22 protein-coding genes and 1 pseudogene are annotated in these 23,753 nt (G+C 71.1%); 12 read left to right on the top strand and 11 right to left on the bottom strand.

All coding sequences use genetic code 11. From position 1 onward, the window contains the following. Positions 1 to 96: 96 nt before the first annotated feature. Both ABT254_RS16375 and ABT254_RS16370 read right to left on the bottom strand, forming a co-directional pair. Complete coding sequence (locus ABT254_RS16375) at positions 97 to 1,005, bottom strand: chitosanase (protein WP_351469636.1); 909 nt, start codon at positions 1,003 to 1,005, stop codon at positions 97 to 99. A gap of 41 nt (positions 1,006 to 1,046) precedes the next feature. Next, positions 1,047 to 1,958: a rhomboid family intramembrane serine protease gene (locus ABT254_RS16370; RefSeq protein ID WP_351469634.1), complete on the bottom strand. Its 912-nt coding sequence runs from the start codon at positions 1,956 to 1,958 to the stop codon at positions 1,047 to 1,049. A 134-nt stretch (positions 1,959 to 2,092) separates the two neighbouring features. Between ABT254_RS16370 and ABT254_RS16365 the strand changes: the two genes are divergently transcribed. Next, a complete protein-coding gene (locus ABT254_RS16365) occupies positions 2,093 to 2,818 on the top strand; it encodes a vWA domain-containing protein (protein ID WP_351469631.1) in 726 nt (241 codons plus the stop codon). Positions 2,819 to 2,922: 104 nt separating this feature from the next. After that, a complete protein-coding gene (gene qcrB, locus ABT254_RS16360; RefSeq protein WP_351469628.1) occupies positions 2,923 to 4,572 on the top strand; it encodes a cytochrome bc1 complex cytochrome b subunit in 1,650 nt (549 codons plus the stop codon). On the opposite strand, the gene ABT254_RS16355 is transcribed toward qcrB, so the two are convergent. Together ABT254_RS16355 and ABT254_RS16350 are read right to left on the bottom strand one after the other, a co-directional pair. Then, a complete protein-coding gene (locus ABT254_RS16355) occupies positions 4,547 to 5,530 on the bottom strand; it encodes an acyl-CoA dehydrogenase family protein (protein ID WP_351469625.1) in 984 nt (327 codons plus the stop codon). The two genes, qcrB and ABT254_RS16355, sit on opposite strands and share 26 nt — an antisense overlap. A gap of 181 nt (positions 5,531 to 5,711) precedes the next feature. Then, the gene (locus ABT254_RS16350; protein ID WP_351469622.1) at positions 5,712 to 6,851 is read right to left on the bottom strand and encodes an acyl-CoA dehydrogenase family protein; all 1,140 of its coding nucleotides are present in this window, start codon (positions 6,849 to 6,851) and stop codon (positions 5,712 to 5,714) included. Positions 6,852 to 6,899: 48 nt separating this feature from the next. Here ABT254_RS16350 and ABT254_RS16345 point away from each other — a divergent pair, with 48 nt between their 5' ends. The 3 genes from ABT254_RS16345 to ABT254_RS16335 are packed head-to-tail and all read left to right on the top strand — an operon-like array spanning position 6,900 to position 9,513. Beyond that, a complete protein-coding gene (locus tag ABT254_RS16345) occupies positions 6,900 to 7,691 on the top strand; it encodes an SDR family oxidoreductase (protein WP_351469619.1) in 792 nt (263 codons plus the stop codon). Between the two features lie 26 nt (positions 7,692 to 7,717). Continuing rightward, the gene (locus ABT254_RS16340) at positions 7,718 to 8,329 is read left to right on the top strand and encodes a TetR/AcrR family transcriptional regulator (protein ID WP_351469616.1); all 612 of its coding nucleotides are present in this window, start codon (positions 7,718 to 7,720) and stop codon (positions 8,327 to 8,329) included. A 26-nt stretch (positions 8,330 to 8,355) separates the two neighbouring features. Then, a complete protein-coding gene (locus tag ABT254_RS16335) occupies positions 8,356 to 9,513 on the top strand; it encodes an acetyl-CoA C-acetyltransferase (protein WP_351469613.1) in 1,158 nt (385 codons plus the stop codon). Between the two features lie 15 nt (positions 9,514 to 9,528). On the opposite strand, the gene ABT254_RS16330 is transcribed toward ABT254_RS16335, so the two are convergent. The 4 genes from ABT254_RS16330 to ABT254_RS16315 are packed head-to-tail and all read right to left on the bottom strand — an operon-like array spanning position 9,529 to position 12,918. Next, a complete protein-coding gene (locus tag ABT254_RS16330) occupies positions 9,529 to 10,584 on the bottom strand; it encodes an NAD(P)H-dependent flavin oxidoreductase (RefSeq protein WP_351469610.1) in 1,056 nt (351 codons plus the stop codon). Beyond that, positions 10,581 to 11,300, bottom strand: a complete 720-nt coding sequence (locus ABT254_RS16325; protein ID WP_351469607.1) for a CoA-transferase subunit beta — start codon at positions 11,298 to 11,300, stop codon at positions 10,581 to 10,583. Before ABT254_RS16325 ends, ABT254_RS16330 begins: the two co-directional genes overlap by 4 nt. Continuing rightward, on the bottom strand, positions 11,297 to 12,133 hold the full coding sequence (locus tag ABT254_RS16320) for a CoA transferase subunit A (RefSeq protein WP_351469604.1): 837 nt from the start codon (positions 12,131 to 12,133) through the stop codon (positions 11,297 to 11,299). The genes ABT254_RS16325 and ABT254_RS16320 overlap by 4 nt, the downstream gene beginning before the upstream one ends. Then, positions 12,130 to 12,918 carry an enoyl-CoA hydratase family protein gene (locus ABT254_RS16315; RefSeq protein ID WP_351469602.1) on the bottom strand — a complete coding sequence of 263 codons (789 nt, stop codon included), beginning with the start codon at positions 12,916 to 12,918 and terminating at the stop codon, positions 12,130 to 12,132. The genes ABT254_RS16320 and ABT254_RS16315 overlap by 4 nt, the downstream gene beginning before the upstream one ends. Positions 12,919 to 13,017: 99 nt before the next feature. Here ABT254_RS16315 and ABT254_RS16310 point away from each other — a divergent pair, with 99 nt between their 5' ends. Together ABT254_RS16310 and ABT254_RS16305 are read left to right on the top strand one after the other, a co-directional pair. Continuing rightward, positions 13,018 to 13,776, top strand: a complete 759-nt coding sequence (locus tag ABT254_RS16310; RefSeq protein ID WP_351469599.1) for an SDR family oxidoreductase — start codon at positions 13,018 to 13,020, stop codon at positions 13,774 to 13,776. A 1-nt stretch (position 13,777) separates the two neighbouring features. After that, positions 13,778 to 14,683 (top strand): SDR family oxidoreductase, encoded by a 906-nt coding sequence (locus ABT254_RS16305; RefSeq protein WP_351469596.1) that lies wholly within the window; start codon positions 13,778 to 13,780, stop codon positions 14,681 to 14,683. A gap of 6 nt (positions 14,684 to 14,689) precedes the next feature. Here ABT254_RS16305 and ABT254_RS16300 read toward each other — a convergent pair whose 3' ends face one another. Beyond that, positions 14,690 to 15,214 carry a MarR family winged helix-turn-helix transcriptional regulator gene (locus ABT254_RS16300; protein ID WP_351469593.1) on the bottom strand — a complete coding sequence of 175 codons (525 nt, stop codon included), beginning with the start codon at positions 15,212 to 15,214 and terminating at the stop codon, positions 14,690 to 14,692. A 134-nt stretch (positions 15,215 to 15,348) separates the two neighbouring features. Here ABT254_RS16300 and ABT254_RS16295 point away from each other — a divergent pair, with 134 nt between their 5' ends. Further along, the gene (locus ABT254_RS16295; protein ID WP_351469590.1) at positions 15,349 to 16,794 is read left to right on the top strand and encodes an MFS transporter; all 1,446 of its coding nucleotides are present in this window, start codon (positions 15,349 to 15,351) and stop codon (positions 16,792 to 16,794) included. A gap of 108 nt (positions 16,795 to 16,902) precedes the next feature. Here the strand turns inward: ABT254_RS16295 and ABT254_RS16290 are convergent, their stop codons facing one another. Together ABT254_RS16290 and ABT254_RS16285 are read right to left on the bottom strand one after the other, a co-directional pair. Then, positions 16,903 to 17,784 carry a hypothetical protein gene (locus ABT254_RS16290; RefSeq protein WP_351469587.1) on the bottom strand — a complete coding sequence of 294 codons (882 nt, stop codon included), beginning with the start codon at positions 17,782 to 17,784 and terminating at the stop codon, positions 16,903 to 16,905. Between the two features lie 168 nt (positions 17,785 to 17,952). Further along, a pseudogene (locus tag ABT254_RS16285) lies at positions 17,953 to 18,290 on the bottom strand (beta-galactosidase); the annotation flags it as partial. A 131-nt stretch (positions 18,291 to 18,421) separates the two neighbouring features. Between ABT254_RS16285 and ABT254_RS16280 the strand changes: the two are divergent. From ABT254_RS16280 to ABT254_RS16265, 4 genes are all read left to right on the top strand, one after another. After that, complete coding sequence (locus tag ABT254_RS16280) at positions 18,422 to 18,772, top strand: chorismate mutase (RefSeq protein ID WP_099928096.1); 351 nt, start codon at positions 18,422 to 18,424, stop codon at positions 18,770 to 18,772. A gap of 140 nt (positions 18,773 to 18,912) precedes the next feature. Continuing rightward, complete coding sequence (locus ABT254_RS16275; RefSeq protein WP_351469584.1) at positions 18,913 to 19,464, top strand: response regulator; 552 nt, start codon at positions 18,913 to 18,915, stop codon at positions 19,462 to 19,464. 56 nt (positions 19,465 to 19,520) lie between these two features. Continuing rightward, on the top strand, positions 19,521 to 22,016 hold the full coding sequence (pepN, locus tag ABT254_RS16270) for an aminopeptidase N (RefSeq protein WP_351469581.1): 2,496 nt from the start codon (positions 19,521 to 19,523) through the stop codon (positions 22,014 to 22,016). Positions 22,017 to 22,348: 332 nt separating this feature from the next. Further along, positions 22,349 to 23,749: a pyridoxal phosphate-dependent decarboxylase family protein gene (locus ABT254_RS16265; RefSeq protein WP_351469578.1), complete on the top strand. Its 1,401-nt coding sequence runs from the start codon at positions 22,349 to 22,351 to the stop codon at positions 23,747 to 23,749. Positions 23,750 to 23,753 lie beyond the last annotated feature (4 nt).

Genomic DNA, 23,753 nt, shown 5'->3' with positions numbered 1-23,753 from the left:
AGGCGTACGGAACACCGCAACGGCGCTTGCCCTGTCCCCGACCGGACGATGGCAGGCGCCGTCGCATGTCTGCGGTCGGCCGCCGGGCGGGGTGGGCTACGGCACCTTGTACGTCTCCCCGTACACCTTCCACGTCAGCGGCGTCTTCAGGGCCAGGTTCCCGTCGTACAGGAACTGCCGCTGGGCCGTGTCGACGCGGCTGGTGTCGAGGTCCGGACGCACGGTCCGCATGGCCTCGACGCGGATGTCGAGGAAGACGTCCAGGTAGTCCTTCTCGGAGCCGCCCTGTGAGGGGAGGTCCGCCTCGTCCATGGCGCGTTCGCGCAGGCCGTAGAAGCTGTTCGGGCCGGTGCCGGGGCCGTGCTGGACCATGGCGTCGTAGTAGACGAACTGGCCGAGCGTGCCGAGCCCGTCCAGCTTGGCGAGGCGGACGGCCGGGTCGAAGTAGACGCGGTCGCGCTCCTCGTCCTGGGCCTTCCGGAAGGCGGGCAGCTCCGCCTCGGCCTTCCAGGCGTCGGTGAAGCCCGGGTCCAGGCCCTCGTGGGAGTCCGTGCCGTCGACCTCGCGCAGGGCGGGCAGATAGTCGGCGAGGCCGTTGTCGGGATGGTCCTCGGTGTAGCGCTCGACGAGCGCGAGCAGGTCGTGGGTACCCGTGCAGAAGCCGACGGTGCCGGCGGTGTAGCCCTGGCCGTCGTCGATGTCCTCGATGTAGCCGTAGGCACTGCGCCAGTTCAGCGTCGAGTTCTCGGCGCTGGCCACCAGCTCCAGGGCCAGTTCCTTCTTGGCGGGGGCGGCGAGACCGGCCGGCAGGTCGGCGATCACCTCCTCGTCCTCCGCGCTCTCGTGCTCGGCCCGGATCTTGGCGCTCTGGCGGGCCTTCTGCGCGGCGCTGGTCGGCGTCCTGCTCTCGCTCCCGCCGGAGGAGTCGGCGGGCGAGAGGACGTAGACCACGCCCGTGACGACCACGGGGAGGGCCGCAAAGAGGAGGAAACCGGCATGTTTCATGGCGAGAGGGTACGGCCTGGTGATTCCCGGGTGATTCCCGGTCAGGCCGCCAGTTCGGTGACCTTCGCGACCGTAAGGATCACCAGGAGCGCCAGCAGGGCGACGCAGGCGCCCGCCTGGACGAGGTTGCGGCGGCCGTCACGCGGCGCATACGCGTACGCCAGTGTCACCACGCCGCCGGCCAGCAGCCCGCCGAGGTGACCCTGCCAGGACGTGACGAACGCGGAGATCACCAGCCACAGCAGCAGGCCGCCCATGAACTGGTTGACGGACCTCATGTCGGCGCCCAGCCGCCGGGCCATGACGTAGTACGCGGCACCGAGCCCGAAGATCGCGCCCGAGGCGCCGACCGTGGCCTGGTCGGGGGCGATCAGCAGGACCAGGACGGAGCCGCCCAGCGCCGACAGGACGTACAGGGCGAGGTAGCGGATCCGGCCGAGCTGGGACTCGACCACCCGGCCGATGTTCCACAGCGCCACCATGTTCATCACGATGTGCGCGATCCCGAACGTCCCCCCGGTGGGCGGCAGATGCAGGAAGGCCCCGGTGAGCAGGCGGTACCACTCACCGCCGACCACCCCTTCCAGGTGGTAGTCGGCGGGATAGTTGGCCACCCACCCGTAGTGGCCGCCGTCCGGTCCGACCAGCCCGCGGCCCAGCATCTCGAACCGGTCCACGACCGACGAACGCACCAACTCGCCCAGATACGCGAGCACATTCAGCCCGATCAGGACGTACGTCACCACCGGCGCCGAGGTGATGCGGCCGCCGAACGCCGTACGCGCCTGCCGTACCGACCGGGCGCCCTCCCTCACACACTCCACGCACTGGTGGCCGACGGCCGCCTCACGCATGCAGTCCGGGCAGATGTACCGGTCGCAGCGGGTGCAGCGGACGTGGGACTCCACCTTGGGATGGCGGTAGCAGGTGGTGACGGTGGACTCGGATTCCACGGCCGGCTCCTCGGAGGGGGTGGGACGGGCGGCGAGCCGGTGGGGACGGCGGCGAACAAAATAGCGAACAGTTGTGGGTGGTGGGAGCGGTGGGGTGGATGTGACGTAGCCTCGGCACAAACGAAGGGGGGAGCATGGCCGCGATCAGCCTCCGCAAGATCGAGGAGACCGCGCCCGCGCTGGTCAGCCTGTACAAGAGCGCCGGGGTGTCGCTCCACAAGCACGGGCTCGACGGACTGCGGGCGGCGGTGTACCTCGTCGTCGACTACTCCGGTTCGATGAAGCCGTACTACAAGGACGGCAGTGTGCAGGCGCTCGCCGACCGGGTGCTGGGGCTGTCCGCGCATCTCGACGACGACGGGCGGGTGCCGGTGGTCTTCTTCTCGACGGACGTCGACGCCGAGACCGACATCGCGCTCGCCGGTCACGAGGGCCGGATCGAGAAGATCGTGGCCGGGCTCGGGCACATGGGAAAGACCAGCTACCACCTGGCGATGGACGCGGTCATCGACCACTACCTCGACAGCGGTTCGACCGCCCCCGCCCTGGTCGTCTTCCAGACCGACGGCGGCCCGATCAACAAACTGGCCGCGGAACGCTATCTGTGCAAGGCGGCCCGCCTCCCGCTGTTCTGGCAGTTCGTGGGCTTCGGGGACCCTGGCAGCAAGCAGTTCGACTTCCTGCGCAAGCTGGACGATCTCGCGGTGCCGCACAAGCGGGTCGTCGACAACGCCGGGTTCTTCCACGCCGGGTCCGACCCGGCGCGGGTGACCGACGCAGAGCTGTACGACCGGCTGGTCGGCGAGTTCCCCACGTGGCTGGCCGCCGCCCGGGCCCAGGGGATCGTGCGGCCCGCCTGAGAGCCCGGGACCGGCGTGCAATCACTCGTACGGTGCTCTCACCGTTGGCTTACCCGGGACGCCGTGCCACCCTGAGGATGATCCGACGGGGAGGCGACGAACGTATGGACGGCGCACGATCGGGGAACGAAACGGCCGGCTCCAGGCGCAGGGAGCCGACGGGCACGGGTGAGAAGCTGGCGGACTGGGCCGACGGGCGGCTGGGTCTGTACGGGCTGGCCAAGGCCAATATGCGCAAGGTCTTCCCGGACCACTGGTCCTTCATGCTGGGGGAGGTCTGCCTCTACAGCTTTCTCATCCTGATCCTCACCGGCATCTATCTCACCCTGTTCTTCGAGCCGAGCGGCGTCGAGGTGATCTACCACGGCTCGTACGTCCCGCTCAACGGCGTCTCGATGACCCGGGCCTACGAGTCCACGCTCGACATCAGCTTCGATGTGCGCGGCGGCCTGCTGATCCGGCAGATCCACCACTGGGCGGCGCTGGTCTTCGTCACCGGCATGCTCGTGCACATGATGCGGGTGTTCTTCACCGGCGCGTTCCGCAAGCCGCGCGAGCTCAACTGGCTGTTCGGCTGGACCCTGCTGTTCCTCGGCATCATCACCGGTCTGACCGGCTACTCGCTCCCCGACGACCTGCTGTCCGGCACCGGCATCCGCTTCGCCGACGGCGCGATCCTGTCCGTCCCGATCGTCGGGACGTACCTGTCCTTCTTCCTGTTCGGCGGGGAGTTCCCGGGGCACGACATCATCTCGCGGCTCTTCCCGGTCCATGTGCTGCTGCTGCCGGGGATCATGCTGGGGCTGGTCGTCGCCCATCTGATCCTGGTCTTCTACCACAAGCACACCCAGTACCCGGGGCCCGGCCGGGACCAGAAGACCGTCGTGGGCATGCCCTTCCTGCCGGTCTACATGGCCAAGGCGGGCGGTTTCTTCTTCCTGGTCTTCGGCGTGCTGGCGGTCATGGGCGGCATCGCCAGCATCAACCCCGTGTGGGCCTTCGGCCCCTACCGCCCGGACCTGGTGACCACCGGCGCCCAGCCCGACTGGTATCTCGGCTTCTCCGAGGGCCTGATCCGGGTGATGCCGGGATGGGAGCTCAACTTCTGGGGCCACACCCTGGAACTCGGCGTCTTCATCCCCTTCACGCTCTTCCCGCTGCTGCTGCTCGCCCTCGGCCTGTATCCCTTCCTGGAGGCCTGGATCACCGGCGACAAACGCGAGCACCACATCCTGGACCGGCCGCGCAACATGCCGGTCCGCACCGGCCTGGGCGCGGCGTGGCTGGCCCTGTACGTCGTACTGCTGATCGGCGGCGGCAACGACATCGTGGCCACCCATCTGCATCTGTCCATCAACTCCATCACCTGGTTCGTGCGGGTCTCCTTCTTCGTGGCGCCGGTCGTCACCTTCCTCGTCACCAAACGGGTCTGCATGGGCCTGCAGCGCAAGGACCGGGACAAGGTGCTGCACGGCAGGGAGAGCGGCACCATCAAACGGCTGCCGCACGGCGAGTTCGTCGAGGTCCACGAGCCCCTCGCGCAGGACCAGCTGTTCACCCTCACCCAGCACGAGCAGAACCCGCCCTACGAGATCGGCCCGCTCGTCGACGCGAACGGCGTACGGCGGCCGGTCAGGCCGGGGCAGCGGGTGCGCGCACGGCTGGCCCGGGTGATGTTCGGCTCGGACTCGCACATCCCGAAGCCGACGGTGGAGGAGTACCGGGAACTCACCAGCGGCGATCACCACCACTGAGGACCAGGGCCCGGCACTCCTCGGGCCCGCCCCACGCGGTGCGCAGGGCGCGGGCCTTCGTCAGCCACAGGGACAGGTCGTACTCGGCGGTGTAGCCGATCGCGCCGTGCAGCTGCAGCGCCGTACGGGCGGTGGCGTACGCCGCCTCGGACGCCGTGACCTTGGCGGCGGCCACGTCGGCCGGGTCCATGGTGAGCGCGGCACCGAAAACCAGGGGGCGGGCGAACTCCAATGCGATCTTCGCGTCGGCCAGTTGATGCTTGACGGCCTGGAAGGAGCCTATGGGGACGCCGAACTGGGTGCGCCGCCGAACGTGGGCGACGGTTCGGTCCAGGAGGGCCAGTCCGACGCCGAGGCACTGGGCGGCAGCGGCGAGGCGACCCCAGGTCAGGGCGTGGGCGACGGCTTCGGAAACCTGCGCACCGGCGGCGAGCAGTTCCCCGCCGGGCGCCGGCGCGAAGAGGCGGCGAGCGGGGTCGAGGGACGGGTGCGGCCGACCGGGCGGGGGAGTGAGGCGCAGCTCGGTGCTTCCTGGCGCCACGGTCAGCCGTACGTCCGCCATGTCCGCGTCCAGTGCATACGGCCCCGTCGCGAGCGTCGCCGCCGACTCGCCCGAGGCCAGTGCGGGCAGCAGGCGTTTGGCCGGGCCCGTGTCGTCCAGGGCGGCGAGCAGGGCGGCCGCCGCGACCGTCTCCACCACCGGTCCCGGCATCGCGTGCCTCCCCAACTCGACGAACGCGACGGCGAGTTCGACCGGCCGGGGTCCCAGGCCGCCGTACTCCTCGGGGAACGCCAGCGCGAAGACGCCCGCCTCCGCGAGACGGGACCACAGCACGCGTCCGCTCCCGTGCTTGCCTCGGCTCCAGTCCCGTACGACTGACGGCGTGTCGGTGGCGGTCAGCATGGCGTCCAGCGAGGCCGCGAACGCGCGCTGTTCGGCGTCAAGGAGGAACCGCATCAGTAACGTCCCTTCGAAACCTTCGGCCTGCCTTCGGGCGGGGGAGTTGCGGTGCGGTTCGGCAGCGACCAGAGGGGGCGCGGGGCTGTGTTGACCATGCGGCTACCGCCGCGTGGGCGCGACCAGCCACGACGGCGCCGCAGACAAAAGCCGACCCACCCCGGCCCACCCGGCGGAGCCACTAGCGGCGCCCCTTGGGCAGGCCGAGCAGACGCTCGGCGATGATGTCGCGCTGGATCTCGTTCGTGCCCGCGTAGATCGGGCCGGCGAGGGAGAAGACATAGCCCTCGGCCCACTCCGAGTCGGCCGCCTCGCCCTGTTCGCCGAGCAGATCGAGGGCCGTCTCGTGCAGCGCGATGTCGTACTCGGACCAGAAGACCTTGTTCAGGCTGGACTCCGGGCCGATGGAGGCGCCCTCCAGGAAGCGGGAGGCGGCGGCGAAGGTGAACAGCCGGTAGGCCCGGGCGCCGATCAGGGCGTCCGCGACCTGCGCCTGCGCGGAAGACGGGCAGCCCTGTCGCTGCCAGAGACGGTGCAGCCGCTGTGCCGCGGCCAGGAAGCGGCCGGGGGAGCGGAGCATCAGCCCCCGCTCGTTGCCCGCCGTCGACATCGCGATCCGCCAGCCCTCGCCGGGCGCGCCGATCACGTCCTCGTCCGGCACGAACACCTCGTCCAGGAACAGCTCGGCGAACGCCGGTTTCCCGTCGAGGCGGCCGATCGGGCTGACCGTGACACCGGGCGCGCGCAGGTCGAACATCAGGTAGGTCAGGCCCTGATGGGGCTTCGGGGCCCTCGGGTCGCTGCGGAACAGGCCGAAGGCACGGTCCGCGAAGGCGGCCCGCGACGACCACGTCTTGTACCCGCTCAGCAGCCAGCCCCCGTCCGTGCGCACCGCCTTGGACCGCAGGGACGCCAGGTCCGAGCCCGCCTCCGGCTCCGACCAGGCCTGCGCCCACACCACCGCACCCGTGGCCATGGGTGGCAGCACGCGCGCTCTCTGCTCCTCGGTGCCGTGGTCGAAGAGGGTCGGGGCGAGCAGGCTGATCCCGTTCTGCCCCACCCGGCCCGGGGCCCCCGCCGCCCAGTACTCCTCCTCGAAGATCAGCCACCTGACCAGGCCGGAGTCCCTTCCGCCGTACGCACTCGGCCAGTTGACGACCGACCAGCGGTCCGCGGCCAGTTCGGCCTCCCACGCGCGGTGGGCCGCGAAGCCCTCCGCGGTCTCCAGGGACGGCAAGGGAGCGCGCGGCACCCGGTCCGCGAGCCAGGCCCGGGCCTCGGCGCGGAAGGCCTCCTCTTCCTGTGTGAAGGCGAGATCCATCGGCTGCCATCCTTCCCTAACAAGTGTTTGGTAGGTTAGCGTGGGGCTATGACAGTCGTCGAGAGTCCCGTGTACGAGCCGGGGCACGGGCTGCTGAAGGGACGCACCGCCGTCATCACCGCGGCGGCCGGCGCGGGCATCGGCGGCGCGACCGCGCGGCGCTTCCTGGAGGAGGGCGCACGCGTGCTGATCGGCGACGCGCATGTGCGGCGCCTCAAGGAGTACGAGGCCGAGCTCGCCCGGGAGTTCGGGGCGTCTTCGGTCGCCGCCCTGCCGTGCGACGTCACCGACGAGGGCCAGGTGCAGGCGCTGTTCGAGACCGCCGTGCGGGAGCACGGGCGGCTGGACGTGGTGGTCAACAACGCGGGTCTGGGCGGCACGTCGGACCTCGTCGACATGAGTGACGAGCAGTGGGCCCGCGTCCTCGATGTGACGTTGACCGGCACGTTCCGGTGCACACGGGCGGCGCTGCGGCTGATGCGGGCGGACGGACTCGGCGGCGTGATCGTGAACAACGCCTCCGTGGTCGGCTGGCGCGCCCAGGCCGGGCAGGCCCACTACGCGGCGGCGAAGGCGGGCGTGATGGCGCTGACCCGGTGCGCGGCGATGGAGGCCGCCGAGTACGGGGTGCGCGTCAACGCCGTCTCGCCGAGCCTGGCCATGCATCCGCACCTGGTGAAGGTGACGACGCCGGAACTGCTGGAGGAACTGACCGCACGCGAGGCCTTCGGCCGCTGCGCGGAGCCCTGGGAAGTGGCCAACGTGATCGTGTTCCTGGCCTCCGGCTACTCCTCGTATCTGACCGGAGAGGTCGTCTCCGTCAGCAGCCAGCACGCCTGAGGACCGGAGCGGACGACAATGGACCCGTGCCGACCAAGAAGAAGCCCCAGGTGACCGCCGCACCCGCCCGGCGCCGCGAACTCCTCGAGACCGCCGCCGAGGTCTTCGCCGAGCAGGGCTACAACGCCACCACCGTACGCAAGATCGCCGACCACGCGGGCATGCTCGCGGGCAGCCTCTACTACCACTTCGACTCCAAGGAATCGATGCTGGAGGAGATCCTGCGCACCTTCCTCGACGAGCTCTGGGGCGGCTACGACACCGTCCTGGACGCCGGGCTGGGACCGCGGGAGACCCTGGAGGCCCTGGTCACCGAGTCGTTCCGGGAGATCGACCGGCACCGCGCCGCCGTCGCGATCTACCAGAAGGAGAGCAAGCAACTGCTCGCGCAGGAACGGTTCGCGTTCCTCGCCGAGTCGCAGCGCAAGTTCGAGAGGGCGTGGCTGTCCACGCTGGAGCGCGGAGTCGCCGCCGAGGTCTTCCGGGCCGACCTGGACGTCCGGCTCACCTACCGGTTCGTGCGCGACACCGTGTGGGTGGCCGCGTCCTGGTACCGGCCCGGCGGACAGCACAGCCCGGAGGAGATCGCCCGGCAGTACCTGTCGATGGTGCTGGACGGGATCGCCGTACGCACGTAACCCATGGGGAAGGCTGGGGAGTTGCCATGGCCGAGGCCTATGTCGTCGAAGCGGTCCGTACGCCCGTGGGGCGGCGCGGGGGCGGACTGAGCGGAGTCCATCCCGCCGACCTCGGCGCCCATGTGCTGAAGGAGCTGATGGCCCGCTCGGGCGTGGATCCGGCCGCCGTCGAGGACGTCGTGTTCGGCTGTCTGGACACGGTGGGGCCGCAGGCCGGGGACATCGCGCGGACCTGCTGGCTGGCGGCCGGACTGCCCGAGGAGGTGCCGGGGGTGACCATCGACCGGCAGTGCGGCTCCTCGCAGCAGGCCGTGCACTTCGCGGCCCAGGCGGTGCTCTCGGGCACACAGGACCTGGTGGTCGCGGGCGGGGTGCAGAACATGTCGCAGATCCCGATCGCCTTCGCGACCCGCCAGGCCGCCGAGCCCCTGGGGTTCACCGAAGGCCCCTTCGCGGGCAGCGAGGGCTGGCGGGCGCGGTACGGGGCCCAGCCGGTGAACCAGTTCGTGGGCGCCGAGATGATCGCCGCGAAATGGGGCATCAGCCGCCAGGACCAGGAGGAGTTCGCGCTCAGGTCCCATCAGCGGGCGCTGCGCGCCATCGACGAGGGCCGCTTCGACCGCGAGACCGTCGCCCACGGCCCGGTCGCCGTCGACGAGGGCCCTCGTCGGGACACCTCCCTGGAGAAGATGGCCGGGCTCAAACCCGTCCTCGACGGCGGCACCATCACCGCCGCCTGCTCCTCCCAGGTCTCCGACGGGGCGGCGGCGATGCTGCTCGCCTCCGAGCGGGCGGTACGCGAGCACGGACTGACGCCACGCGCACGCGTGCACCACCTCTCCGTGCGCGGCGAGGACCCGATCCGCATGCTCTCCGCCCCGATACCGGCCACCGTCCACGCCCTGAAGAAGACCGGCCTGACCATCGACGCCATCGACCTCGTCGAGATCAACGAGGCCTTCGCGCCGGTCGTCCTCGCCTGGCTGAAGGAGACCGGTGCCGACCCGGACAAGGTGAACGTCAACGGCGGCGCGATCGCCCTCGGCCATCCCCTGGGCGCGACAGGCGTGAAGCTGATGACGACCCTGCTGCACGAACTGGAGCGCACAGGCGGCCGTTTCGGCCTGCAGACGATGTGCGAGGGCGGCGGCCAGGCCAATGTGACGATCATCGAGAGGCTGTGAGACGGCGGCGGACGCTCAAGCGCCGCCGACCGCCAGCTTGCCGATGACCTCCTCCGCTTGGGCCATCACCTCCTCCACCAGCTCCGCACACGAGGGCAGATCCCCGATCACCCCGGCGACCTGACCGGACGCCATCACCCCGAGGTCCGTACGGCCGTCCACCATGGCCGACTTGAGCAGCATGGGGGTGTTCGCCGCGAGCAGGACCTGACTCCAGGTGAGGTCCTTGCCGTGCTTCATGGCGAGCCCGTCGCGCACCAGCTGCCGCCAGGTCAGCCCGGACAGCCTGCGGAAGCCCGCCGCCCTGCGGACCGCGTGGAAGAGGGCCTTCGTGCGGCCGGAGTTCTCCAGGGAGTCCACCAGGTCCGTGCGGAGCATCCGGTGGGGCAGGCCGTCCACCGCCCTGGTCACGGTGACGTCCCGCACGGTCGCCGCCAGATACCGCGCCTTCACCGCGTCCGGCACGGTCGAGTCCGACGTCAGCAGGAACCGTGTGCCCATCGCGATCCCCGCCGCCCCGTACGCCAGCGCCGCGACCAGCCCCCGTCCGTCGAAGAAGCCGCCCGCCGCCACCACCGGTATCCGCACCGCGTCCACCACCTGCGGCAGCAGCACCGTCGTCGCGACCTCGCCGGTGTGCCCGCCGCCCTCGCCGCCCTGCACGATCACGGCGTCCGCGCCCCACGCGGCGACCTTCTCGGCGTGCCGGCGGGCCCCTATGGAGGGGATGACGACCACGCCCGCCTCCTTCAGCTCCGCGATCAGTTCGGCGGAGGGCGCGAGGGCGAAGGAGGCGACCCGCACGCCTTCCTCGATCAGGATCCGCACCCGGTCGCCGGCATCCGAGGCGTCGGCGCGCAGATTGACCCCGAACGGCGCGTCCGTACGGGACTTGACCTCCCGTATCGCCTCACGCAGCCGGTCGAGCGTCATGGTCGCGGAGGCCAGGATGCCCAGCGCGCCCGCGTTCGCGGAGGCGGAGACCAGACGCGGGCCCGCCACCCACCCCATGCCCGTCTGCACGATCGGATGCCTGACCCCGACCAGCCGGGTCAGAGCCGTTTCCCTCACGAACCGACCTCCCTGGCACGGCTGTCGGCCGGATCGATCACCTCACGGATCAGCCGCAGCTCCTCGGTGGTCGGCTCACGTGTCGTCGCCACCTCCTCCGGGACGGTCAGATCGAAGCCCGTCGCCTCCCTGACCTGTTCCACCGTGACACCCGGGTGCAGTGAAGCGAGCCGCATCGAGTGGTCGGGGGTGGCGAAGTCGAAGACGCCTAGATCGGAGACGACACACGGGATGCGGTGGTAGCGGGCACCGGCCGCACGGTCGTATCCGACCCCGCAGACCATGTCGACCCTCTCGACGAACACGCGCCGCGAATGTCTTGGCACCCAGTAACTCGTCGGATTGTTCAGGGTGTTGACCGGTGCGCCCCGAACCCCGAGCAACTGCCGCGTGGGCCGTTCCCAGTCGCCGATGCACGAGATGTTCTGGTTCCCGAACCGGTCGATCTGGCTCGCGCCCATCATCACGTGCCGGCGGCCGCCGGAGACCAGGGCGAGATGCTGCCGGTAGGGCAGCCAGCCCTCCGGCGTCCCGTCCGGGCGGACCAGCATCGCCTCGCCGTCGGTCAGCAGCAGGTCCGGGGAGAAGGTGAGCCGGGCGAGCCGGGCACCGATGGACGGGATCAGCCCCATGGGGCTGGCGAGCACCTCACCGTTGCCCCGCCAGGCCTCGGCGCAGGCGATCACGCAGTACTCGGCGCGGCTGACGCCCGTCATGACTCCTCCCCGACCGCCGACCGATACGCCTGCTCGTCCCCGGCCAGGAAACGGGCCGCGAATTCCGGCCACGGCGTGGTCGCGTACGTCTTCTGGAAGGCCTCGTCCCGCGCGTAGTCCGGCGCGCAGGAGGTGAAGTGCGCCCCGTTCGGCGCCTCGACGACGCCCGACACCGTGTGCCGCTTGATCAGCAAGGTCTGGGGCGCGGCCTCCTTCGTCAACTCGGCCGTGTCGACGATCCGTTCGCACGACATGTATGCCGCGTCCGCCGCCTCGCAGAACAGGTCGTCGAAGTACGGGTCGGGCCCCAGATACTGCCCGTTGCCCAGCCGGTCGGCGCGGCCCACGTGCACCAGGGCCGCATCCATCCGCAGGGCGGGCATCGCCACGAACGTCTCCCCGTCCTCGTAGGGCGAAGTCACCGTCCGCAACGCGGGGTTGACCCGCATCACGTCCGAGCCGATCCCGGCCCGCACCGGAAGGAACGGCAGCCGGTTCGCCGCCGCGTGCAGCCCCCACATGAACATCGCCTCGTCGATCTCCATCAGCTCCAAGGCACCACTCTCGCGGGCCGCGCGGTAGTGCGGTTCGAGCGGGATGGAGTCGAGGGTGACGAAGGGCGCCACCAGTTTCCGGATCCGTCCCGCGGCCGCGAGCATGCCGACGTCCGGGCCGCCGTACGAGACGACGGTCAGCTCTCCGATGCCGGACCGCAGCAGTGCCCTGACCAGGGCCATGGGTTTGCGTCGTGAACCCCAGCCGCCGATGCCGAGGGTCATGCCGCTGTGCAGACGGGAGACGACCTGCTCGGCGGTCATCGTCTTGTCACTCACGCCTGTGCACCCTCCCTCTCGTCCCTCTCGTCCTTCTCCTTGCCGAAGGTGTCGCGGACCCGGTCGCCCACCCCGACCGTGTTCGCCTCGTAGGTGAAGCCCTGCTCGAAGCGGTAGCTGCGGCGCACGTCGACCGGGTCGATGCCGTTGATGGCGGCCTTGGCCAGCCGCAGCAGCTCACCGTCCTTGGCGGCTATCTCGCCCGCCAGCTCCAGGGCCGCGGCCCGCAGTTCCTCCCGCGGCACCACCCGCCACACCGAGCCGTGCGCGTGCAGTTCGGCGGCGGTCGCGGTGCGGGAGGTGTAGTACAGCGCGCGCATCAGGTGCTGGGGGACCAGCCGGGACAGGTGCGTGGCCGCGCCCAGGGCGCCGCGGTCCAGCTCGGGCAGCCCGAAGGTGGCGTCCTCGCTCGCCACGATCACGTCCGCGTTCCCCACCAGCCCGATCCCGCCGCCCAGGCAGAAGCCCTGCACCGCTGCCACCACGGGCACCTCGCACTCGTACACCGCGGCGAACGCCTCGAAACAGCCGCGGTTGGCGCCGGCCAGGGCGCTCGGCCCCCGCGCCTGTATCTCCTTGATGTCCACACCCGCGTTGAACCCCCGCCCGCCCGCCGCCAGCACCACGCACCGCACCCGCGGGTCGCGGCCCGCCGCGCGCACCGCGTCGGCCAGCGCGAACCAGCCGTCCACCGGCAGCGCGTTGACCGGCGGGAAGTCGACCATCACGACGGCGATGCCATTTTTTCCGGGCCCCTTTTCCGGGGACGAGGTGGAGACACCCATGCGCACATCAGCTACCTTTCCAACCAATGCCTTTCCACCAAACATTTGTTAGGTGCGAGGCTTCGAAGCTAGCAGCCCTCGGATCGGAGCGGGAGGCCTGTGGATAAGTTGCGACGGCCGCAGCTGAGCGGCAGGACCGTCGTCGTCACCGGCGGTACCCGCGGGGTCGGAGCTGGGATCGCGCAGGCCTTCGCCGAGGCCGGTGCACGGGTCGTGGCCTGTGCGCGCAGACCGCCCGAAACCCCGGTTGAGGGCGTCGAGTTCGTCCCCCTCGACCTGCGCGATCCGCCCGCCGTACGGTCCTTCTTCGCCGCGTTCCCACGGCTGGACGTCCTGGTCAACAACGCGGGTGGCGGGCCCTACCGGCTGCTGGCCGACGCGGAAGCCGAGCGGCACGCGCGCGTGCTGGAGCTGAACCTCCTCGCGCCGCTGACGGCCTCCCTCGCCGCGTACGAACGCCTCAGGCGGGCGCAGGGCTCCGTGGTGATGATCGGCAGCGTCAGCGGGAGCCGCCCCTCACCCGGCTCCGCGGCCTATGGGGCGGCCAAGGCGGGCCTGGAGAACCTCGCCCGTTCGATGGCCGTGGAGTGGGCGCCCGAGGTGCGTGTCAACACCCTCGTCGTAGGGATGGTCCGCACCGAGCTGGCCCACCTCCACTACGGCGGCGAGGACGGCATCGAGGCGGTCTCCCGCACGGTGCCGCTCGGCCGTCTGGCCACACCCGCCGACGTGGGCGCGGCCGCCGTGTTCCTGGCCTCCGACGCGGCCGCCTACATCAGCGGGGCGAGCCTGCTGGTGCACGGGGGAGGGGAGCGGCCGGCCTTCCTGGATGCGGCAACTGCCAACAAGGAGACGTGAGATGAGCGGAATCTGCGACGGGCGGGTCGTGGTCGTCACCGGAGCCGGCCGCGGCCTCGGGCGAGCGCACGCGCGCGCGTACGCGGCGGAGGGTGCCCGGCTGGTCGTCAACGACCTGGGGGTGGGCCTGGACGGGGCGCCGGGCCCCGGCAGTCCGGCCGGGCGGGTGGTGGAGGAGATCCGCGCGGCGGGCGGCCAGGCGATCGCCCACGGCGGCGACATCGCCACCACCGAAGGGGCGGCCTCCCTGATCGCGACGGCCCTGGAGGCGTACGGCCGGCTCGACACCCTCGTCAACAACGCGGGCTTCCTGCGCGACCGGATGCTCGTCAACCTCGACGAGGACGACTGGGACGCCGTCCTGCGCGTCCACCTCAAGGGCCACTTCCTGACGCTGAAGCACGCCGCCGCGCACTGGCGGGCGGAGGCCAAGGCGGGCCGCATGCCGGTGGCCCGGATCGTCAACACCAGCAGCGGCGCCGGGCTGCTGGGGTCGGTCGGGCAGGGCAACTACAGCGCCGCGAAGGCCGGCATCGTCGGCCTGACACTGGTCGCCGCGGCCGAACTGCGCCGCTACGGCGTCCAGGTCAACGCCGTCGCGCCCGCTGCCCGCACCCGGATGACGGAACGCACCTTCGCGGAGACGATGACGGCGCCCGCCGCCGGCTTCGATGCGATGGCTCCCGAGAACGTCTCCCCGCTCGTCGTCTGGCTCGGCTCCGCCGCGAGCGCCGGTGTGAGCGGGCGCGTGTTCGAGGCGGAGGGCGGCCGGATCACGGTCATGGAGGGCTGGCGGCCGGGCCCGAGCGCCGACAAGGGGGCGCGCTGGAGCCCCGGCGAGGCGGGAGAGGCGGCGCTGAAGCTGCTGGCGGAGGCGGCGGAGCCGGGCGCGGTGTACGGAGCCTGAGCGCACTCAGCCGGTGAGACGGGCGGCGGCCTTGCGCTGCTCCTGTGTCATCACCTGCAGGAAGCGGATCACGGTCTCCAGCTCGTCCGTGCTGAACTCCTCGCACGCCGCGGCGATGTCGCGCGCCCACTCCTCGAAGAACGCGAAGAGATGGGCGATCTTCTCCCGGTTCAGCTCGACGAGCACCCGCCGCTTGTCCGTGGGGTGCTTGATCCGGCGTACGAATTCCTTGGCTTCGAGGCGGTCGACCAGGCCGGTGACGGACGCGGGAGCCAGACCGGTGCGCTCGGCGAGGTCCTTCGCGGTGAGCGGGCCGTGCCGCTCCAAAAGGTCGAGGGCCTTCTCCTCGCTCGGGATCAGGCCCTGCCGGGCGGAGACCGCGGAGTGGAACATCACCGTGGCCCCGCTGTTCTCCCGGCCCACTGCGAACAGCCGCAGCAGTGTCTCGGCCCGCCGTCTGTCGTCCGTCGGGACGGCCGACTCGAGGTTCGGCACCAGGCGCCGTTCGGATCCCGTCTCGCTGCCGCTCATGGTGTCATCGTAGCAAATATTTCGTTCGGTCGAACTAAGTACTTGCGATCACCGAAGCATCGGTGCAAGTCTTTCGTTCGTCCGAACGAAATAAATCTGGGCTCGACGAGGTCCGGACCCCAACGGGAGACGCCATGACCACCACCCTTGCCATGTCCCCGCCCGCCGGCGCGGCTCCATACCCACGCCGCTGGGCCGCCGCCGTCGTGATGATGATCGCGGCGCTGATGGACCTGCTGGACGTGACGATCGTCAATGTGGCGATCCCGTCCATCGGCCGCGACCTGCACGCCTCGCAGAGCGAGCTGCAGTGGCTGGTCTCCGCCTATCTGCTGGGCTTCGCCGCCACGCTGATCGTCTCCGGGCACCTCGGGGACCGCTTCGGGCGCCGCGGACTGTTCCTCGCCGGCACCGCGGGCTTCGGCCTGGCGAGCCTGGGGTGCGGCCTCGCCCAGACGCCCGGCCAGCTGATCGCCGCACGGGCCGTGCAGGGTGTGCTGGCCGCGGTGCTGATCCCGCAGGTGCTCGGCTCGTTCCGCACCCTGTTCGCGGGCAAGGAGCGTGGCGCCGCCTTCGGGATGTACGGCGCCGTCGCCGGGTTCGCCTCCGCGGTGGGGCTGCTCCTCGGCGGCCTGCTGACCGACGCCGACCTGTTCGGCTGGGGCTGGCGCTCGGTGTTCCTGGTGAACGTGCCCGTGGCGGTGGGCACACTGATCGCGGGCCTGGTGCTGGTGCCGGCCACGAAGGAGCGGTCGGCCGGGCGGCCGGATCTGCTGGGGAGCGCGGTGCTGGCGGCCGGGCTGGTGGCGATCGTGCTGCCGCTGGTGCAGGGCCGGGGGAACGGATGGCCGCTGTGGGGCTGGTTCTGCCTCGCCGCCGGTGTCTGCGCCGTCGCCGGGCTCGGGGTGTTCGAGGCGCGCCGGCGTGGTGCGGGGACGGTGCCGCTGCTGCCGGCGTGGGCCTTCCGGCTGCCCGCGTTCTCGGTGGGCGTGCTGGTGCAACTGCTGTTCTCGGTCGGCATGCAGGGGTTCTTCCTGGTCTTCGCGCTCTGGCTGCAGGGCAGCGAGCGGTACACGCCGATGCAGGCCGGAGTGGTGACCGTGGCCTTCTCGGCCGGCAGCTTCCTCACGGCGCCTGCCGCGGACGCACTCGCGGTGCGCTTCGGGCGCCTCGTGCTGGGGGCCGGAGCGCTGATGATGGCCGCCGGTCTGGCCTGGGTGTGGGCAGCGGTCACCGACGCGCCCGCCGTACACACCGGCGCCTGGCCGCTCGTGCCCGGCCTGGTGGTCGCGGGGGCCGGACTGGGCTTCCTGGTGGTGCCCCTGGTGAACGTGGTGCTGTCCGCGGTGCCGGGGGAGCTGGCGGGCGGAGCGTCCGGGATCTTCTCCACGGCACAGCAGTTCGGGGGCGCGCTCGGGGCGGCGATCGTCGGAACGGTGTTCTTCGACCACGCCGGGAACGGCCTGACGGACGCACTGACGGCGGCGATGCCATGGGTGACCGGGGCGTTCGTGGTGTGCGCGGCGCTGTGCGCGGCACTGCCACGCCGCGCGGAGTCCTCCGGCCCGTCCGGAGCGTGACGCATTTCAGCCCGTCCGGCCTTTGAGGACGAGGCCGTTCAGGCCGAACGGTGTCCGGGGGCAGAGCCCCCGGACCACGCTGCAGCGCCGGGAGCAGAGCAGCACCCCCTAGGTGTCACATTCCAGCACCGTCCGGCACAGCGCACACCGCGCCCGCACGCGCCCGCTTACCGGCACCCGGATCTTCTGATGGCAGGTCGGGCAGGGGAACGAGACGCGCAGCCGGCCGCCACCGTCCGGGGTGAAGGTGTAGGGCACGCCGGGCTGCGGCCCCGGGGCGTGGCGGCGGTCGCGGGCGTAACGGCGGCGGCCCGCCCAGCCGGCGCCCGTCAGCGGGGGCTGCTGCTCGTCGTGGCGGGCCTGTGCCATGCCCCTCGTGTAGGCCTCGTATGCCTGAGGGCTGGTGAACCAGATCGACGGGTCCTCGTGGAAGACCAGCGCGCGCTTCGCCAGGACGTAGCCGAACTCCTCGGGGGTCAGATAGCCGAGCTTCTGGGAGGACGTCGAGTCCTCCCGGTAGGCGTCCAGCAGCAGCCAGCCCGCGCCCAGATAGGTCGTCGCCGTGTCCGTGAGGATCTCGTTGTCGCGGGTGCCGGGGAAGGACAGGTCCAGGCGGTGCAGATACACATGCATGATCTCGTGGGCCAGGGCGGCGCCGATGTCACGGCGGTGGGTGCGGAAGCGGTCGTTCAGCTCGACGAAGTACTCGGGGCCCGCGGCGAGTTCGACGTTCGCCGCGTGCTGCATCTCGCGGAAGCCGACAATCAGCCGGGCGTCCGGCAGCCGGTAGTGGCGCACCAGCTCGCGGGCCACCCGCTGCGCGCCCAGATAGAGGTCGTCGGTGTCGCAGAAGGCCACATCGGCGGGCAGGACGCTGCTGGAGAAGGTCTGGATGGTGTCGTACGACAACCGTTTGTAGAGCGCGGTGATGGCGGCCCGCACCGTCTCCAGGTGTGGGTAGCCGTGCTCGACCGGTCCGCCGTTCGCCACGCCCGAACCCCCAAGACGCCCTGAACCCGATTCCACTGTACGGGCAGGCGGACCGATTTTCCCTGGTCGGATTCCAGGGCGTGGACACGACCCCACGCCCGTGTCATGTCCGCCTCCTGATCCTCGGACTGCGGGCCGCTCGCCCGCCCCGGTCGACCTGCGAGATCGCTACAGGGTCTGCAGGAGCACGGCCCCCGCTGCCGCCTCCTCGAACTGCAGCAGCCACACCTCGTTCTCGCCTCGCGCAGCACCGGACCGGGCACGTACAGGGCGCGCTGGGAGCCCACCGACCAGTAGCGGCCCAGATTGAACCCGTTGACTCAGACCAATCCGCGGGCCCAGCCCGGCAGTTCGAGCCGCGCGTCCCCGGCGCCCCGCACGGTGACCGTCCCCCGGTACAACCCCGGGGCGCCGCCCCCGGCAAGCGGCTGGAAGGGGAGGCCCCCGATGTCGTCCAGCGCATCCAGACGCAGCCCACGCGCGCGTACCCCGTGCGGATACGGCCGACCGCATCGGCATGCCACCCGTCCGCTTCCGCGCCCAGCAGTACCGCGCCGGGCGGCTGGAGCAACCGCACCCCCGACCCCGACGATCCACCGATGATCGAACCCACGACCGCCACGTAGGCTGGGCGCCCATGACCACCAGCAACACCGGCACCCGCGACGTCGACCCCGCCGTCCGCGAGGAACTCGCCCGGCTGCGCGACAGCATCGACAACATCGACGCAGCCGTCATCCACATGCTTGCCGAACGCTTCAAGGCCACCCAGCAGGTCGGCCACCTCAAGGCCGCACACAGACTGCCGCCCGCCGACCCGGCCCGCGAAGCCCGCCAGATCGAGCGGCTGCGCGCCCTCGCCGAAAGCGCCAAACTGGACCCGGCATTCGCTGAGAAGTTCCTGAATTTCATCATCGCCGAAGTGATCCGCCACCACGAACGCATCGCGGACGACGCCGTGAACGGCTCCGCAAAAACGGCGAATTGACCTCGATGAATGCCGCCAAGGACGTGACAGAAGGGCCCGCACAGGGCATGCTGCGCTGTGCACTCCTTGTCAGCTGACGGCCACGCCACGTCAGCACCTCGGACATAAGCTGGTTGTCCACGCGGGAGGGACGACGGGCCATGCCGGAAGCCAAGATCCTCATCGTCGACGACCACGAGGACACCCTGTACGCCCTGGAGAGCGCCCTGGCCCCGCTGGGCTATCAGCTGGGCCGCGCCACCAACGGCGACGAGGCGCTCAAGCAGGTGCTCCGCGGACAGGTCGGCCTCCTGCTGCTCGACGTCCGCATGCCCGGCGTCAGCGGCCTGGACGTGGTCCGCTACATGCGCCGCGTGGAGCAGACCCAGCACATCCCGGTCATCCTCCTCACCGGCTTCGGCCCCGACCAGTTACTGACCTCCACCGCCTTCGCCCTCGGCGTCGCCGACCTCGTCATGAAACCCATAGACCCCTGGTCGCTGCGCACCAAGGTCCGCTACCTCTACGACGCCCACCGCCGCCACCTCGCCCTCGAGCAGGAGATCCGCGAGCTGCGCGCCCTCGTCAAGGACCACACCGACGCCGACGACGCCGCCCACCGCCCCGCCGCCCTGCCCCACCCCGACGCCCGCCTCCCCGCCCAGCGCCTGAGCCCGGCGCTGGGCGGGGAGCTCGAAGGAGAACGGACATAGGGCGCGTACCGGTCCGCCCCTGTGCCTTGTCAGTGCCATCGGGCAGCATTACCTGCATGTCCGTTCTGACGCGCGACGAAGCGCAGACCCGTGCCAAGCTCCTCGACGTCCACCGCTACACGATCGACCTCGATCTGACCACCGGCGACGAGACCTTCGACTCCCGCACCGTCATCCGCTTCACCGCGCGCACGGACGCCGACACCTTCGTCGAGCTCAAGCCCGCCCAACTGCGCACCGCCACCCTCGACGGACAGCCCCTCGGCCCGGAAACCCTCGACGGCAACCGCCTGCCCCTGAAGAACCTCACCGCCGGCGAGCACGAACTGCACCTCGACGCGAGCATGCGCTACTCCCGCACCGGCGAGGGCATGCACCGCTTCACCGACCCCACCGACGGCGAGACCTACGTCTACACCCAGCTGTTCATGGAAGACGTCCAGCGCGTCTTCGCCGCCTTCGACCAGCCCGACCTCAAGGCCGTCTTCGACCTGACCGTGAAGGCCCCCGAAGGCTGGAGCGTCCTCGCCAACGGCATCACCGAACACCTCGGAGAGGGCCGCTGGCAGGCCGCCACCACCCCCCTGATCTCCACCTACCTCGTCGCCGTCGCCGCCGGCCCCTGGCACTCCGTGCGCACCGAACACCGCGACCTGCCCTTCGGCCTGCACTGCCGCCGCTCGCTGGCCCCCCACCTGGACGCGGACGCCGAGGAACTCCTCGAGATCACCAAGCAGTGCTACGACCGCTACCACGAAAAATTCGAGGAGCCCTACCCCTTCGACTCCTACGACCAGGCCTTCGTCCCCGAGTTCAACGCCGGCGCCATGGAGAACCCCGGCCTGGTCACCTTCCGCGACGAGTTCGTCTACCGCTCCGCCGTCACCGACACCGAACGCCAGACCCGCGCCATGGTCATCGCCCACGAAATGGCCCACATGTGGTTCGGCGACCTCGTGACCCTCCGCTGGTGGGACGACATCTGGCTGAACGAGTCCTTCGCCGAGTACATGGGCTACCAGACCCTCACCGAAGCGACCCGGTTCACCGACACCTGGACCGACTTCGGAGTCGCCCGCAAAGCCTGGGGCTACGACGCCGACCAGCGCCCGTCCACCCACCCCGTAGCCCCCGAGGACGTCAACGACACGGCCTCCGCCCTCCTCAACTTCGACGGCATCTCCTACGCCAAGGGCGCCTCCGCACTACGCCAACTCGTCGCCTGGCTCGGCGAGAAGGACTTCCTCGCCGGCATCAACACCCACTTCGCCCGCCACAAGTTCGCCAACGCCTCCCTCGCGGACTTCATCGACTCCCTCGCCTCCGCCACCGAACGCGACGTCCACGCCTGGGCCGAGGCCTGGCTGCGCACCACCGGCGTCGACACCCTCACCCCCGTGGTGACCCCCGGCGACGACGGCACCTGCACCCTCACCGTCGAACACACCGGCAGCCGCCCGCACCGCATCGCCGTCGGCCTCTACGACCCGGACGTCGCCGACGAGGGCCGCCACCTCATCCTGCGCGACCGCCTCGACCTCGACATCCCGCAGACCACGCCCGAGCCCCTCGGCAAACGCCCCGCCCTGCTCCTCCTCAACGACGGCGACCTCACCTACGCCAAGATCCGCTTCGACCCCGAATCCTTCGAAGCCGTCCGCACCAGCCTCTCCGGCCTGCCCGACCCCCTGACCCGCGCCGTCGTCTGGAACGCCCTGCGCGACGCCGTCCGCGACGGCGCCCTCCCGCCCACCGCCTACCTGGAGACCGCCCGCACCCACCTCCCGCACGAAACCGACCTCGCCCTCGTCCAGGGCGTCCTCGCCTTCGCCACCGCCAAGGTCACCGACCGCTACCTCACCCCCGAACAGCGCCCGGCAGCCCTGACCACCCTCACCTCCCTGTGCCGCGACCTCATCCGCCGCACCGAGGACGGCGACAACCCCGGCCTGCGCCTGATCGCCGTACGCCACTTCATCGACGTCGCCTCCCAGCCCGACACCATCGCCGCCTGGCTCGCCGACGGCACCGTGCCCGGCGGCCCCGACCTCGACCCCGAACTGCGCTGGCGCGTCCTCGCCCGCCTCGCCGTCCTCGGCGCCACCGACGAGCAGGCCATCGCCGCCGAACTCGACCGCGATCCCTCCGCCACCGGCCAGGAAGGCGCCGCCCGCTGCCGCGCCGCCCTGCCCGACGCCGAGGCCAAGGCCACGGCCTGGCAGGCCATGTTCGGCACGGACGAGCGCACCGACCTGTCCAACTACCTCTTCACCGCCACCGCCCGCGGCTTCTGGCAGCCCGAACAGGCCGACCTGGTACGCGCGTACGTGCCCCGCTACTACGAGGACGCCGTCGCCGTCGCCGCCCGCCGCGGCCCCGCCATCGCCACCGCCGTCGGCCGCTGGGCCTTCCCCGCCCACGCCGTCGACCCCGAGAACCTGCACCTCGGCGAAGAATGCCTCAACACCGCCGACCCGATCCCCGCCCTGCGCCGCACCCTGGCCGACGAACTCGACGACCTGGCACGGGCGTTGCGAGTGAGGCAGGCATAGGACCGGGACGTACGACGCCGCGGGTGCGGCTGGTCCCTGACGACGATGCGGACAGCTGATCGCCCTCCCCGGACTCGACCGGGCGAAGGACGATCAGCCCGCACTCTCCTCGGCAGGCATGGGGGAGGGCACCGCCCGACACCGGGCAACGGCCCCACCCCAACAACCCCAATACCCCAACACCCCACAAAACCCCTGAACCGCAACACGTTTTCCCCGCAGAAGAGCCGTAAGGACACCCTTTCGGGTTCCGATCGTTGAACCTCCCGGGCACGCGCACGCCACCGCCGACAAGCTGGAACCCCCTCTGCCCGCGCGCCCGGGAGGAACCCATGAGCACACCGAGCCTCGCCTCCGGACCCGAAGGCCCCCACGCCCTACGGCCGCTGCTCGACACCGTGCTCCAAGCACTCCACGACGGCGCACACGCACGCGGAGGCCCCCTGCCCGCCGGCGGACCCGCCGCCGTCGCCGCACGCCTACGGGCCGCCCTCGGCGACGTACTGCCACAGCACGGCGACCCCGACGCCCTGCACACCCTCGTGCACGCCCTCGCCGAAGGCGCCGCCGACCCCGCCGACCCGCTGTGCGCCGCACACCTGCACTGCCCGCCCCTGGCCGTCGCCACCGCCGCCGACCTCGCCGCGAGCGTCCTCAACCCCTCCCTCGACTCCTGGGACCAGGCCCCCGCGGCATCCGAGCTGGAGACGCTCGTCACCCGCGCCCTCGCCGCCGAGATCTACGCAGGACCCGCCACCCCCGCCCACCCGCACAAGCCCCGGCCCGACGCCCTGATCACCACCGGCGGCACCGAGTCCAACCAACTCGCCCTGCTCCTCGCCCGCGAGACACACGGCACCGGCCTCCGCCTGATCTGCGGAGCCAACGCCCACCACTCACTGCCCCACGCCGCCTGGCTCCTCGGCCTGCCCGACCCCGTCACGCTCCCCGCCCCCACCGGCATCCTCGACCCCGCCGCCCTCGACGAGGCCCTCACCACCCTCCCCGGCCCCCACCTCGTCGCCGCCACCGCGGGCACCACCGACGCCGGACTCATCGACCCCCTCCCCGAGATCGCCGCCCTGTGCACCGCCCACCACGCCCGCCTGCACATCGACGCCGCCTACGGCGGAGGCCTCCTCCTCAGCGACCGCCACCGCGACAAACTCGCCGGCCTGGACCAGGCCCACACCATCACCCTCGACCTGCACAAACTCGGCTGGCAGCCGGTCGCAGCCGGCATCCTCGCCGTACGCGACCCCCACGACCTCACCGCCCTCCACCAGCACGCCGACTACCTCAACGCCGACGACGACACCGAAGCCGGCCTCCCCGACCTCCTCGGCCGCTCCCTGCGCACCACCCGCCGCCCCGACATCCTCAAGATCGCCGTCACCCTCAAAACCCTCGGCCGCACCGGCCTCGGCGCACTCGTCGACCAAGTCTGCGACCGGGCACAGGAGTTCGCCGCCCTCGTCCAGGACCATCCGGGCTTCGAGCTCCACGACCGCCCCACCATCAGCACGGTCCTGTTCCGGCCCGCACACACCACCGACGACGCCGTCGCCGCCGTACGCCGAAAACTCCTCCACCAAGGCCGCGCCGTCCTCGGCCGCGCCCGCCTCGACGGCCGCCTCTGGCTCAAAGCCACCCTGCTCAACCCCGACACCCGCCCCGACGACCTCGCCACCCTCCTCGCCCTCGTCGAAAAAGCCGCCGGCGAAACCGCCTGATCGA

Origin of the sequence: Streptomyces sp. NPDC001137 (genome assembly GCF_040298885.1) — a bacterium.
Taxonomy (GTDB): Bacteria; Actinomycetota; Actinomycetes; order Streptomycetales; family Streptomycetaceae; genus Streptomyces.
This window is presented reverse-complemented; position numbering and strand designations above follow the sequence as displayed.

Excerpts from the sequence above, each read along its gene's own strand:
- ABT254_RS16375 (WP_351469636.1), bottom strand. The coding sequence starts at position 1,005 with ATGAAACATGCCGGTTTCCTCCTCTTTGCGGCCCTCCCCGTGGTCGTC.
- ABT254_RS16365 (WP_351469631.1), top strand. The coding sequence starts at position 2,093 with ATGGCCGCGATCAGCCTCCGCAAGATCGAGGAGACCGCGCCCGCGCTG.
- qcrB (WP_351469628.1), top strand. The coding sequence starts at position 2,923 with ATGGACGGCGCACGATCGGGGAACGAAACGGCCGGCTCCAGGCGCAGG.
- ABT254_RS16355 (WP_351469625.1), bottom strand. The coding sequence starts at position 5,530 with ATGCGGTTCCTCCTTGACGCCGAACAGCGCGCGTTCGCGGCCTCGCTG.
- ABT254_RS16350 (WP_351469622.1), bottom strand. The coding sequence starts at position 6,851 with ATGGATCTCGCCTTCACACAGGAAGAGGAGGCCTTCCGCGCCGAGGCC.
- ABT254_RS16345 (WP_351469619.1), top strand. The coding sequence starts at position 6,900 with ATGACAGTCGTCGAGAGTCCCGTGTACGAGCCGGGGCACGGGCTGCTG.
- ABT254_RS16335 (WP_351469613.1), top strand. The coding sequence starts at position 8,356 with ATGGCCGAGGCCTATGTCGTCGAAGCGGTCCGTACGCCCGTGGGGCGG.
- ABT254_RS16325 (WP_351469607.1), bottom strand. The coding sequence starts at position 11,300 with ATGACGGGCGTCAGCCGCGCCGAGTACTGCGTGATCGCCTGCGCCGAG.
- ABT254_RS16315 (WP_351469602.1), bottom strand. The coding sequence starts at position 12,918 with ATGGGTGTCTCCACCTCGTCCCCGGAAAAGGGGCCCGGAAAAAATGGC.
- ABT254_RS16305 (WP_351469596.1), top strand. The coding sequence starts at position 13,778 with ATGAGCGGAATCTGCGACGGGCGGGTCGTGGTCGTCACCGGAGCCGGC.
- ABT254_RS16300 (WP_351469593.1), bottom strand. The coding sequence starts at position 15,214 with ATGAGCGGCAGCGAGACGGGATCCGAACGGCGCCTGGTGCCGAACCTC.
- ABT254_RS16295 (WP_351469590.1), top strand. The coding sequence starts at position 15,349 with ATGACCACCACCCTTGCCATGTCCCCGCCCGCCGGCGCGGCTCCATAC.
- ABT254_RS16280 (WP_099928096.1), top strand. The coding sequence starts at position 18,422 with ATGACCACCAGCAACACCGGCACCCGCGACGTCGACCCCGCCGTCCGC.
- ABT254_RS16275 (WP_351469584.1), top strand. The coding sequence starts at position 18,913 with ATGCCGGAAGCCAAGATCCTCATCGTCGACGACCACGAGGACACCCTG.
- pepN (WP_351469581.1), top strand. The coding sequence starts at position 19,521 with ATGTCCGTTCTGACGCGCGACGAAGCGCAGACCCGTGCCAAGCTCCTC.
- ABT254_RS16265 (WP_351469578.1), top strand. The coding sequence starts at position 22,349 with ATGAGCACACCGAGCCTCGCCTCCGGACCCGAAGGCCCCCACGCCCTA.